The following is a 12,272-nucleotide window of genomic DNA, read 5'->3' as shown; positions in this document are numbered from 1 at the left end:
CAGAACCGGACTTATGACGGACGAAAAAAATGCCCTGGCGGTCACGCTGTTCAGCGAGATTCTGACTGCAGACCAATTGTTGCGCAACCGGCTGAGCCGGGTGCTGCCCAAGGGCATGGAAATCTCGCATTTCTCGGTGCTGAACCATCTGGTGTTTGTGGGGGATGAGCGGACCCCGGCGCAACTGGCCAGCACCTTCCACGTCACGCGTGGAGCCATGACAAACACCTTGGCCAAGCTGGAATGGGCCGGATACATCCACATCCGCCCCGACTGGGACGACGCCCGCCGCAAGATGGTGGCGATCAGCCCCGCCGGTCGGCGGGCACGGGATCAGGCGATTTCGTCGATTGCCCCGCTGATCAACCGCGTGGTCGGAGAACTGGGGCTGGAGCGCGTCCGCAGCACGCTGCCGGTGTTGAGGGATTTACGGTTGCAGTTGGAGGGAGAGTAGGGGTAGACGCTTTCCAATTTTCGACGTCCGTCAGTTTCTAGTTTTAAGCTAGAACTGGCCATGTTTGAATAACCTGCGCGACAAAACACTAAGATTAAGCGGCCGTTTTAGTTTGCACCTGTCTCTCTGGGTTCTAAACCAATTGGAATGAACCTCAATTCTTCGTCAATGTTCTCATGAAGCCGTGTTCCCATTACGGCTCGCATCGTTCCCAGCGTGTTATCAACATAAGGAAAGCCGCGAACAAGCTGACCCCACATCTTACGGCCACATACTCGAATTTCCGGAACATTTAGCGCGCGAACGCTATGAAGCCATATCATTGCACCCGCCGCATCAGATGGCTGCCCGATTTTCTGGAATTTCTTTACACCATTTACTAATTTTAACGAACACATGTCACATTGATGCATAACGTCCTCATCCCGAGGGATGCTTAGGTCGAGTGCTGCGGCTGGAATCACACCGCTATCTAACATTCTAAGCCTTAAAATATTTTCTATAACCAACATTGTTGAAATTTCTTCGGCATCAGCACCTTCTAAGCCAGCCGTGAAGCGCTCGATATCGTTTTTCATTGCATCCGCGGATGCGTTTAAAACTCGTTTTTTCAACCATCCAAACATAATTTTTCCAATCGTTTTAATACCAATCTATTGGCTTTTTTGGACGTGTTGGCAGGCAACAGCAACGGGAATGCCAACTTCGATCGCCTCGAATTATTGTTTGGTTTTTTATGCTCTTTCTTTCCACACCAGTTTTATGACCCCGGCTTCACGCTCGCCGTCACATAATTCACGCTCAAGTCCCGGTCCGAGATCGACCAGCTCCACAAGATCGGGTTGAACACAAACCCCTTGCGATCCACCGGGTCCAGCCCGGCCTGGCGCAGTAGCTCGAACAGTTCGTCAGGTGTGATGAACTTGTTCCACTCATGCGTGCCGCGCGGCAACCAGCGCATGACCACCTCGGCCCCGAAGATCGCCATCGCGTATGATTTCGGATTACGGTTTATGGTGGAACAAATCTGCAGCCCACCGGGTTTCAGCAAGTGTTGCGTGGCGGTCAGGAAGCTTTGCGGGTCGGCCACGTGTTCAACCACTTCCATGTTCAGCACGACGTCGAACTGCTCACCAGCGGCTGCCATGTCCTCGGCAGTGGTGTGGCGATAGTCAATCTCCAAGCCCGATTGTTCCGCATGGATGCGAGCGACAGGAAGATTGCGTTCGGCGGCGTCGGCACCCACGACCGCCGCGCCCAAGCGCGCCATCGGTTCACTGAGCAACCCACCACCGCAGCCGATATCCAGCAGGCGCAAACCCTCGAACGGGTTTTGCGCGGTCAGATCACGGTCAAACTCACCTGCGATCTGCTGTGTGATATAATCCAGACGGCACGGATTCAGCATGTGCAGAGGTTTGAATTTCCCGTGGGGATCCCACCATTCCGCCGCCATCGCCTCGAATTTTGCGATCTCGGACGGGTCCACAGTGCTCGGATGCGCTTGCATTCCTGTCTCCGTATGCTCTTTTACGCTTAAGGACTATATAGGGCCATAATGGACAAGTACCCGGACCAAAAGCGCGCAGTTCAATATCTGTACCCGCCGATCGACCCGTTCGATCAGCGCATGGTCGATATGGGCGATGGGCACCGTATCTATGTGGAACAATGCGGCAATCCCGATGGGATACCGGTTGTTATCCTTCACGGAGGCCCAGGGGGCGGCTGCAGCCCTGCTATGCGGCGCTATTTTGATCCGCGTGCGTACAGGGTGATTCTGTTTGATCAACGCGGATGTGGTCGGTCGCGGCCCACAGCATCGGTCGAAAACAACACGACGTGGCATCTTGTCGCTGATATCGAACGGCTACGCGAACTGTTCGAAATTGATGAGTGGATCGTTTTTGGCGGCAGCTGGGGGGCGACGCTGGCTCTGATCTATGCGCAGACGCATTCTGATCGGGTCAGCCGTCTGGTGCTGCGCGGTGTGTTTCTGGCCACGCAGGCCGAGTTGGACTGGTTCTACGGCGGTGGGGCCGGACGGTTCTGGCCCGAGCACTGGCAAAAATTCACCGCTCTGCTGCCCGAGGGTGAGCTGGACGATACAATTGCTGCTTATAATAAGCGCCTGTTCTCGGGCGATCGCGCGACCGAGATCCTGTATGCACGCGCCTGGTCGCATTGGGAAAATGCGCTGGCCTCGATCCATACCAACGGATCGGTGGGCGAAAGTCCGGGTGAATACGCCCGCACCTTTGCGCGGCTCGAGAATCACTATTTCATCAACAAGGCGTTTCTGGAGAGGGATGGGCAGATTCTGGATCAGATGGATCGGATCGCCGATATTCCCGGACATATCGTTCAGGGGCGGTACGACATGATCTGCCCGCCTCAGGCCGCATGGAATCTGGCTGAACGCTGGCCCAATGCCGAGTTGAAGATGGTGCGGCAGGCGGGCCATGCGTTGTCTGAACCCGGCATCAGCGCCGAGCTTGTGCGCATCATGGATCGCGTGGCGGAGGGTGTGGCATGACCCGGATTGACCGCCGTGCCTTGTTTGCGTCAGGTGCCGCTGCCGCGCTTTTGGCGGCGACCGGTGCGTCCTTGGCGGACACGCCGAAGAAAGGCGGCACGTTGCGTCTGGCCGTACCGCGCGACGACAGCCTTGAACAAGTTGCACGCGGGGCTGTTTTCGACTCTTTGACCGAGATCGCGCCCGACGGAACGCTGCGGGGTGAGCTTGCAACAGGGTGGCAGACCGACGCCGACGCACGGGTCTGGACCTTTGATCTGCGTGATGATGCGGTTTTCCACGATGGTACACCGTTGGAAATTACGGACGTTCTGGCCGTTCTGGCGGAAGTTGGTCGCGCCGAAGCCATGGCCCCCAATCGCGTGCACTTGGAACTGGCTCAGGCCAATCCGGGTCTGCCCTTTATGTTGGCAGACAGCCGGTTTGTCGTCAAACGATCGGGTCAAACTGTGTCGCCATTACATGCCGCCAACGGCACTGGCTGTTACCGCGTCGAACGGGCCGAAGACGGGCGACATTTCCTCGGTCGCCGTGTGGTGGGGCATTACAAGGATGGTCAGGCCGGATGGGTCGATGCCATCGAGGTTATCGTAATTCCGGACGCGGGGGTTCGGGCCGAAGCGCTGCGCGATGGTTATGTCGATGTGGCGGCTCTGCCGGATAAGGCGGAAATGCAGGGTGTCCGCGGTCTTCGGTTTCACCCGTCCGAAGCGGACATGGCCCTTGCTGTAGCTGGTGCTGTCGGAATGCCGCGCCATATTGCAGGACCTTCGGTTTTGGACGACGGCCGTATCGCAGAACGGTGGTGGATGGCGTAAATTCGGCTGCGAATCCCGCCGGGGGTTGCAGACTCGGACCATCCTGCGTATATGCAGTTTCAACAGCGGCGCGTTGGACTTCTGGTTCAAGGCTCCACCGGAAAATTCGACGGGCCGCGCGCCCGTTTTTTTGTGCCCGATTAAAGGGTAGAGCACCTGATGACAAACGACTTGATAGCCAAAGCTGCCATTGACCGGCGACTGGCCGAGATCATCGCCCCCGTGATCGAGGATCTGGGGTACGAACTCGTGCGTATCCGCCTGATGAGCGGTAAGCAGACCACGCTGCAGATCATGGCGGACAAGCCCGACGGCGGCATCGAAGTGGACGACTGTGCCGAGATTTCGAACGCGGTCAGCGCCACGCTGGATGTCGAAGACCCGATCCTTGATGCCTATACGCTGGAAGTGTCCAGTCCCGGTATCGACCGCCCTCTCACGCGCCTCAAGGATTTTGAGACGTTTGAAGGCTATGAGGCCAAGATCGAAACGGCCGAGCTGATCGACGGTCGCCGCCGCTTCAAAGGTGAATTGGCCGGGATCGAAGGGGATGAGGTTCTGATCAACATCCCCGAGGGAGATGAGACGATCACCATCGGTCTGCAATTCGACTGGTTGAGCGACGCCAAGCTGGTCCTGACCGATGATCTGATCAAGGAAATGCTGCGCCAGCGCAAGGACGCCGGCGCCCTGAACGAAAACGCTTTCGACGAGATTGAGACCGAAGGGTCCGAAGAGGAGACGAACTGATGGCAATCACCTCAGCCAACCAGCTGGAGCTGCTGCAGACCGCCGAGGCCGTGGCCCGCGAAAAGATGATCGACCCCGGTCTGGTTGTCGAAGCGATGGAGGAATCGCTCGCCCGTGCCGCCAAGAGCCGTTACGGCGCGGAAATGGACATTCGCGTGTCCATCGACCGTAAGACCGGCAAGGCGACCTTTACTCGTGTGCGCACCGTGGTCGAGGATGAAGAGCTTGAGAACTATCAGGCGGAAATGACTGTCGAACAGGCGCGCCAGTACATGGAAGCGCCCGAGGTTGGTGACGTCTTCGTCGAAGAAGTGCCCCCCGTGGAAATGGGCCGTATCGCAGCGCAGTCCGCGAAACAGGTGATCCTGCAAAAAGTCCGCGAAGCGGAACGTGATCGTCAGTACGAAGAGTTCAAGGATCGTGCGGGCACCATCATCAACGGTGCAGTCAAGCGCGAGGAATTCGGCAATGTCATCGTCGATCTGGGCGGTGCCGAGGCTGTTCTGCGCCGCAATGACAAGATCGGTCGCGAAAGCTATCGCCCAAATGACCGCGTTCGTGCGTATATCAAGGAAGTGCGTCGTGAGGTTCGTGGCCACCAGATCTTCCTGTCGCGCACCGCGCCAGAATTCATGGCGGAACTGTTCAAGATGGAAGTGCCGGAAATCTATGACGGCATCATCGAGGTCAAGGCCGTGGCCCGTGACCCCGGCTCGCGCGCGAAGATCGCCGTGATTTCGTATGACGGTTCGATTGACCCCGTCGGTGCTTGCGTCGGTATGCGCGGCAGCCGCGTACAGGCGGTTGTGAACGAATTGCAGGGCGAAAAGATCGACATCATTCCGTGGAACGAAGATCAACCGACCTTCCTGGTGAACGCGCTGCAGCCCGCCGAGGTCTCCAAGGTGGTTCTGGACGAAGAAGCCGGCAAGATCGAAGTTGTGGTCCCCGAGGAACAGCTTTCGCTGGCCATCGGCCGCCGTGGTCAAAACGTACGTCTGGCCAGCCAGCTGACGAATCTGGACATCGACATCATGACAGAAGCCGAGGAATCGGCGCGTCGTCAGAAAGAATTCGAAGCCCGCACCCAATTGTTCATGGAAACGCTGGATCTGGACGAGTTCTTCGCTCAGTTGCTGGTGTCCGAAGGCTTTACTAACCTCGAAGAGGTTGCCTATGTCGAAATCGAAGAACTGCTGGTCATTGACGGCGTTGATGAAGGCACGGCACAGGAACTGCAAACCCGTGCACGTGAATTCCTGGAAGCGCAGGCCAAGGCAGCACTGGACGCAGCCCGTGCGCTGGGCGCTGAGGACAGCCTTATTGAATTCGAAGGCCTGACACCCCAGATGGTAGAAGCGCTGGCCAAGGACGATGTGAAGACTTTGGAAGATTTCGCAACCTGCGCGGACTGGGAACTGGCCGGTGGCTGGACCACGGTTGATGGCGAACGCATCAAGGATGACGGTGTACTTGAACCTTTTGGCGTGACGCTGGAAGAGGCACAGGACATGGTCATGACCGCGCGCATCCTGTTGGGTTGGGTTGATCCGGCCGAGTTGGAGCAGGCGGAAGAGGATGTCGACGGCGACGCAGAAGACGAGGAGGTCGAGGCCTGATCTCAGGCCTCGGGTGGCGCGTATGGGTCGCGGTGGCGTCCATAAAGATCGGTCTGACGGACCCGAACGCAAGTGCATTGCCACGGGCGAGGTTCAGCCGAAATACGGTCTGATCCGCTTTGTGACGGGACCGGACGGTCAGGTTTATCCCGATGTTGCGGCAAAGCTGCCGGGGCGTGGGGTCTATGTGGCGGCAGATCGCGCCGCGCTGGACAAGGCCGTTGGCAAAAAGCTGTTTGCGCGCGGGTTCAAGGCGCAGGTTTCTGTGCCGAGCGATCTGAGCGACGAAGTTGAAAAACAGATCGCGCGCCGCGTGGTTGAGTTGCTCAGTCTGGCGCGCAAGTCCGGTGACGCGGTTGCCGGGTATGAAAAGGTCAAGACGTGGCTGGACCGAGAAGAGGCGCAGGTGCTGCTTCAGGCCATTGATGGATCGGGGCGCGGCAAGTCCAAACTCAGCACGCCGCACTTCGGAAAATACATTGGTTGGCTGACTGCGGACGAATTAGGGCAGGCATTTGGACGCCAAACGGTGATTCATGCTGCCATGGCCTCTGGCGGACTCGCCAAACGTGTTGTAGAGGAAGCGCAGCGCTTGCGTGGCTTGCGCGAAACGGATGACGGCGGCAGGGGCCGCGCGGAAGGGTAAGAAGCTTTATGAGCGATAATGACGGCAAAAAGACATTGGGTCTTCGTGGCGGGGCACGCCCCGGAAATGTGAAACAGAGTTTCAGCCACGGACGCACCAAGAATGTCGTGGTGGAAACCAAACGCAAGCGCGTGGTGGTCCCCAAGCCGGGCGCGGCAAAGCCAAGTGGCGGTGCTGCACCTTCGGGTGATCCGTCGCGTCGCCCGGCGGGTATATCCGACGCGGAAATGGCGCGCCGCATGAAGGCGCTGCAAGCAGCCAAGGCGCGCGAGGCTGAAGAGGCCGCCGCCCGTGAGGCCGCTGAAAAGGCGCGCGAAGAAGAGCGCGCCCGCCGCCGTGCGGAACAGGAAGCCAAGGAGCGCGAACAGCGCGAAGCCGAAGAGCGTGCACGCCAGAAGGCGGAAGAAGAAGAGCGCAAGCGCAAAGAGGCGGAAGAAGCTGCCAAACGTGCTGCTGCAGCGCCTGCGCCGGAAGAGCCGAAAGCGGCACGCGCTCCGGCCAGCAAACCTGCGCCTGCTGCGACACCGCGTAAACAGGATCGTGAACGCGAGCAGCGCGGTCGCGGCAAAGGTCGTGAAGATAATCGCCGTTCTGGCAAGCTGACACTGGGTCAGGCCACTGGTGGCGAAGGCAACCGCCAACGCTCGATGGCTGCGATGAAACGCAAGCAAGAGCGTGCGCGTCAGAAAGCCATGGGCGGCACGGTTGAGCGGGAAAAGGTGATCCGTGACGTGCAGCTGCCCGAGGCCATCATGGTCTCGGAACTGGCCAACCGTATGGCCGAACGTGTGGCTGACGTTGTCAAATCGCTGATGCAGATGGGCATGATGGTCACACAGAACCAGACCATCGACGCTGACACGGCTGAACTGATCATCGAAGAATTTGGCCACAAGGTCACGCGTGTTTCTGACTCGGATGTTGAAGACGTCATCAAAGAGGTCGAAGACAGCGATGAAGATCTGAAGCCGCGCCCGCCGGTCATCACCATCATGGGTCACGTTGACCACGGTAAAACCTCGCTGTTGGATGCAATCCGCGATGCGCGTGTTGTGGCGGGCGAGGCCGGTGGCATTACCCAGCATATCGGCGCCTATCAGGTGAAAACCGAGGGCGGCACCACGCTGACCTTCCTGGATACACCGGGCCACGCAGCGTTTACGTCGATGCGTTCGCGCGGTGCTCAGGTCACGGATATCGTGGTTCTGGTTGTTGCGGCTGACGACGCAGTGATGCCGCAGACGATCGAGGCGATCAACCACGCCAAAGCGGCAGAAGTGCCCATGATCGTGGCGATCAACAAGGTCGACAAGCCGGACGCAAACCCGGACAAGGTGCGCACCGATCTGCTGCAACACGAAGTGATCGTCGAGAAAATGTCGGGTGAGGTTCAGGACGTCGAAGTGTCCGCGATCACCGGTCAGGGTCTGGACGAGCTGCTGGAAGCCATTGCGCTGCAAGCCGAAATTCTGGAACTGAAAGCCAACCCCGACCGCGCCGCCCAAGGTGCTGTGATCGAGGCGCAGCTGGATGTTGGTCGTGGTCCTGTGGCCACCGTTCTGGTTCAGAACGGCACGTTGCGCCAGGGCGACATCTTCGTTGTGGGTGAGCAATACGGTAAGGTCCGCGCGCTGATCAACGACAAGGGTGACCGCGTCAAAGAAGCTGGCCCATCGGTTCCTGTCGAGGTTCTGGGCTTGAACGGCACGCCCGAAGCCGGTGACGTTTTGAACGTGACCGAGACCGAAGCACAAGCCCGCGAAATCGCCGCTTATCGCGAACAAGCTGCCAAGGACAAACGCGCCGCCGCTGGTGCCGCAACGACCCTTGAACAGCTGATGCAAAAGGCGAAAGAAGACGAGAACGTGGCCGAGCTGCCGATCCTCGTCAAAGCTGACGTGCAGGGGTCTGCCGAAGCTATCGTTCAGGCGATGGAAAAAATCGGCAACGACGAAGTGCGCGTGCGCGTGCTGCATTCGGGCGTGGGCGCGATCACCGAGACCGACGTCGGCCTGGCCGAAGCATCAGGCGCGCCAGTCATGGGCTTCAACGTTCGTGCCAACGCATCGGCCCGGAACACCGCGAACCAGAAGGGTGTTGAGATCCGCTATTACTCGGTGATCTATGACCTTGTGGACGACGTGAAAGCAGCTGCATCCGGCCTGCTGAGCGCCGAGATCCGCGAGAAGTTCATCGGCTATGCCGAGATCCGCGAAGTCTTCAAGGTCACCGGCGTCGGCAAAGTTGCCGGCTGTCTGGTCACCGAAGGTGTTGCCCGTCGTTCGGCAGGTGTCCGCCTGCTGCGCGACAACGTGGTGATCCACGAGGGCACGCTGAAGACGCTCAAACGCTTCAAGGACGAAGTGGCCGAGGTTCAGTCGGGTCAGGAATGCGGTATGGCGTTCGAGAACTACGACGATATTCGCCAAGGAGACGTTATCGAAATCTTCGAGCGCGAAGAGGTCACCCGGACACTGGATTGATCCGGTTCAAAACGAAATTAGAGAAAGCGGCCCCCTTGGGCCGCTTTTTTGTTGGTTCTTGTTGGGTTTCAACATCTGCCGCGTGGGCAAAACCAATCTTGGATTCCGCACCTTTTCTGACGCAGCATCCTGACGCATTCGCGGCAACTGCATTTCCTCTCAACACTGCGTTGGATGGTGCCTTTGTTCCAAATGTATGGACATCTTCGGGTGCAGCAGCGGCTGAATAGTACGAGTTCGCCTTTTAGTTGGTCGCGCTCTCAAACCGGGATCCCGTTTAGCCAAGTAGGGGGTTGGACTTGAGGCACTCGGCGGCAAAATCCACAAAGGCGCGCACTTTCGCAGACACGGTTCGGCCCTCTTGATGCACAAGATGGATGGGAACCTCGGGCGGTTCATAAGGCTTTAAAACAGTCTTGAGTCGCCCATCTGCTATGTAGGGTGCCACCTGATAAGACAGAAGCCGCCCGATGCCATGGCCTCGCAAGGCCAACTCGATCACAGCATCATTTGTATTCATGCTGATGCGCGGGCTCACGCGTTTGACAGTTGTCTTTCTGCCCGTTTGAAAATGCCATTGGGCCGATGGATTGAGCGCAGTTGAGTTGATTATGGCACGATTGGATAAGTCTTCGGGTGTTTCCGGTTCGCCGTGTTGGTCAAGATATGCCGGCGACGCAAATAGTACCTGCCTCACTGCGCCGCATTTGACAGCCATGAGGCTTGAATTCGCCATGTTGCCAATTCTGATCCCGACGTCGAGACCCTCATCAATCAGATTGACCACGCGGTCCACATAGAGCGTGCGCGCTGAGAGCTTTGGATACAGATCCAGAAATTCGCCCAGAAGCGGAGTGATGAACATACGACCAAACAAGACCGATGCGGTGACACTTAGTTCCCCGGTTGGTTCGGCATAGGAACCGAAAGCGGCGCGCTCGGCCTCTTCAAGATCAGCCAAAATACGTCTGGCATCCTCAAAAAACCTTTGTCCACTATCAGTCAGCATAACTGAGCGCGTTGTGCGCACAAAAAGACGTAGCCCGAGGCTTTCCTCAAGCATGGAAACCATTCGGGTCACTGTTGGCGGCGACATTCTGAGGAGACGGGCCGCAGCGGCAAAGCCTTTCAGCTCGGCCACTTTGACAAAGACGTTTAGCGCGTGAAATCTGTCCAAAATATTATTCCATATTTTGGAATAATATATTGCCAATTATCCTAATTCCGCAACACAGAAGCTCTGATTAACTTCACCTCAGTCCCAGGGCATAGCCCAGATCAAGGTGGAGAATACGATGGTACGACCCTTTGCAGAGATCAGTTTCACGCCCTCCGTACGCGAAACGCAGGCCAAGAATGGGTCAGCGACCGGTTACGCGAAGTTTCTGGCAGGTGCCCGTCAGGAGGACCTGATCAGCCCGGTTGAGGCCAGCTTCATCGCGCAAAGGGACGGCTTCTATCAAGCTACGGTCTCGGAAACCGGCTGGCCTTACGTACAATTCCGCGGTGGACCAGTTGGTTTTTTGAAGGTTTTGGATGAACGGACACTTGCCTACGCCGATTTTCGGGGCAACCGGCAGTATCTCAGTACAGGCAACCTGCTGATCAATGACCGCATCTCGCTGATCCTAATGGATTACCCCAATCAGAGACGTCTCAAGATCTGGGGTCGGGCGATGCTCATTGATGCCGAGACTGATCCGGCCCTGATGCGGCGCCTGAGTGCGCCAGGCTATCGCGCTCATCCTGAGCGGGCGATTGTGATCAAGCTTGAGGCGATGGACTGGAACTGCCCGCAGCACATCCCCCAACGCATGACCCTTGAAGAATTTGAAGATTATCTGGCCCCGTTTCGCACTGAACTGGCAGCGCTGAAAGCGCGAAACGCAAGGCTCGAAGAGGCGCTCGGCTAGCAAAACTGACCGGTGTCAAACCCCGCGCGTTAAGACGCGCGCCCTAGAATGACGAAAGGAAATACCCATGCCGCGCAATCTGAAATCCATCCTGAGCGCCAGCATTCTCGCACTTTCCATTGCTGTGCCATTTGCTCCGGCCCCTGCAATCGCCGCAGAGACCCAAGTTGAAGCTACTCAGGCCATCAGTTTCCGTACGGAACAAATCGGCGACATCAATATCGCCTATCGTGAGGCCGGAGATCCGAACAGGCCCACTGTCCTGCTGCTTCATGGCTTTCCGACTTCTTCACACATGTTCCGAAACCTTATTCCTGAACTGGCCAAGCGCTACCACGTGATTGCGCCCGATTTTCCAGGATTCGGGGCATCGGATATGCCGATGGCCGAAGACTTCGAGTATTCCTTCGCGAATATATCGAAAATGATGACGTCGCTGCTCGACCGAAAGGGCGTGGATCATTACGCGGTCTATCTGATGGATTACGGCGCTCCGGTTGGTTTTCGTATGTTTGCGGAACAGCCCGAACGAGTCACGGGTTTCATTATTCAAAACGGGAATGCCTATGAGGAAGGGCTGCGCGAGTTCTGGGATCCAATCAAAGCCTATTGGGCCGAGCCATCGCAAGAGAATGGCGATCAGCTTCGTGGATTCCTCACTCTGGATGCTACCAAATGGCAATTCACCCACGGTGTCCAGAAACCGGAACTGATTAACCCGGACAATTTCTGGCACGTCCAATACTTGCTCGACCGCGAAGGCAATCAGGAGGTACAACTTGAACTTTTCCTGGATTACGGCACCAACGTTGCCGAATACCCAAAATGGCAGGCGCTGTTTCGCAAGCATCAGCCACCGGCGCTGCTGATGTGGGGCAAGAATGATCACATCTTCCCTGCCGAAGGTGCCTTTCCCTATCAACGTGATCTGAAGGATCTTGAGTTTCACCTGCTCGATACTGGACACTTCGCGCTGGAAGAGTATGGACCCGAGATTGCCACGCAGATGACTGCCTTTCTGAATCGTATCACCAACGCCAGCAACTGACGTAG

At 57.4% G+C, this 12,272-nt stretch carries 12 protein-coding genes; 9 read left to right on the top strand and 3 right to left on the bottom strand.

Annotation, left to right across the window (positions count from 1 at the left end; all coding sequences use genetic code 11):
* Positions 1 to 13: 13 nt before the first annotated feature.
* The gene (locus GS630_RS19010) at positions 14 to 454 is read left to right on the top strand and encodes a MarR family winged helix-turn-helix transcriptional regulator (protein ID WP_170334681.1); all 441 of its coding nucleotides are present in this window, start codon (positions 14 to 16) and stop codon (positions 452 to 454) included.
* 107 nt (positions 455 to 561) lie between these two features.
* On the opposite strand, the gene GS630_RS19005 is transcribed toward GS630_RS19010, so the two are convergent.
* Together GS630_RS19005 and ubiG are read right to left on the bottom strand one after the other, a co-directional pair.
* Positions 562 to 1,080, bottom strand: a complete 519-nt coding sequence (locus GS630_RS19005) for a hypothetical protein (protein WP_171621131.1) — start codon at positions 1,078 to 1,080, stop codon at positions 562 to 564.
* A 134-nt stretch (positions 1,081 to 1,214) separates the two neighbouring features.
* Positions 1,215 to 1,964: a bifunctional 2-polyprenyl-6-hydroxyphenol methylase/3-demethylubiquinol 3-O-methyltransferase UbiG gene (gene ubiG, locus GS630_RS19000; protein ID WP_171621130.1), complete on the bottom strand. Its 750-nt coding sequence runs from the start codon at positions 1,962 to 1,964 to the stop codon at positions 1,215 to 1,217.
* A 48-nt stretch (positions 1,965 to 2,012) separates the two neighbouring features.
* Between ubiG and pip the strand changes: the two genes are divergently transcribed.
* The 6 genes from pip (at position 2,013) to infB (ending at position 9,306) form a co-directional block, all read left to right on the top strand.
* Positions 2,013 to 2,990, top strand: a complete 978-nt coding sequence (pip, locus tag GS630_RS18995) for a prolyl aminopeptidase (protein ID WP_171181140.1) — start codon at positions 2,013 to 2,015, stop codon at positions 2,988 to 2,990.
* Positions 2,987 to 3,808, top strand: a complete 822-nt coding sequence (locus GS630_RS18990; protein ID WP_171181142.1) for an ABC transporter substrate-binding protein — start codon at positions 2,987 to 2,989, stop codon at positions 3,806 to 3,808. The genes pip and GS630_RS18990 overlap by 4 nt, the downstream gene beginning before the upstream one ends.
* 159 nt (positions 3,809 to 3,967) lie before the next feature.
* Positions 3,968 to 4,558 (top strand): ribosome maturation factor RimP, encoded by a 591-nt coding sequence (rimP, locus tag GS630_RS18985; RefSeq protein ID WP_171181146.1) that lies wholly within the window; start codon positions 3,968 to 3,970, stop codon positions 4,556 to 4,558.
* Positions 4,558 to 6,177 carry a transcription termination factor NusA gene (gene nusA / locus GS630_RS18980; protein ID WP_171621129.1) on the top strand — a complete coding sequence of 540 codons (1,620 nt, stop codon included), beginning with the start codon at positions 4,558 to 4,560 and terminating at the stop codon, positions 6,175 to 6,177. Before rimP ends, nusA begins: the two co-directional genes overlap by 1 nt.
* 22 nt (positions 6,178 to 6,199) lie before the next feature.
* The gene (locus GS630_RS18975; protein WP_171181171.1) at positions 6,200 to 6,823 is read left to right on the top strand and encodes an RNA-binding protein; all 624 of its coding nucleotides are present in this window, start codon (positions 6,200 to 6,202) and stop codon (positions 6,821 to 6,823) included.
* Positions 6,824 to 6,831: 8 nt separating this feature from the next.
* On the top strand, positions 6,832 to 9,306 hold the full coding sequence (gene infB / locus GS630_RS18970) for a translation initiation factor IF-2 (RefSeq protein WP_171621128.1): 2,475 nt from the start codon (positions 6,832 to 6,834) through the stop codon (positions 9,304 to 9,306).
* A 277-nt stretch (positions 9,307 to 9,583) separates the two neighbouring features.
* On the opposite strand, the gene GS630_RS18965 is transcribed toward infB, so the two are convergent.
* Positions 9,584 to 10,483 carry a LysR family transcriptional regulator gene (locus tag GS630_RS18965; RefSeq protein ID WP_171621127.1) on the bottom strand — a complete coding sequence of 300 codons (900 nt, stop codon included), beginning with the start codon at positions 10,481 to 10,483 and terminating at the stop codon, positions 9,584 to 9,586.
* Positions 10,484 to 10,601: 118 nt separating this feature from the next.
* On the opposite strand from GS630_RS18965, the gene GS630_RS18960 reads away from it, so the two are divergent.
* Together GS630_RS18960 and GS630_RS18955 are read left to right on the top strand one after the other, a co-directional pair.
* Positions 10,602 to 11,219 carry a pyridoxamine 5'-phosphate oxidase family protein gene (locus GS630_RS18960; RefSeq protein ID WP_171181179.1) on the top strand — a complete coding sequence of 206 codons (618 nt, stop codon included), beginning with the start codon at positions 10,602 to 10,604 and terminating at the stop codon, positions 11,217 to 11,219.
* A 67-nt stretch (positions 11,220 to 11,286) separates the two neighbouring features.
* Entirely contained in the window at positions 11,287 to 12,267 is a 981-nt protein-coding gene (locus GS630_RS18955) for an alpha/beta fold hydrolase (RefSeq protein ID WP_171621126.1), read from the top strand.
* Positions 12,268 to 12,272: the final 5 nt, after the last annotated feature.

This window comes from Ruegeria sp. HKCCD7303, assembly GCF_013111185.1.
In the GTDB taxonomy this organism is placed as follows: Bacteria; Pseudomonadota; Alphaproteobacteria; order Rhodobacterales; family Rhodobacteraceae; genus Ruegeria.
Note: the sequence above shows the minus strand (reverse complement) of the source record. Positions and strands in the feature narration are given on the sequence as shown.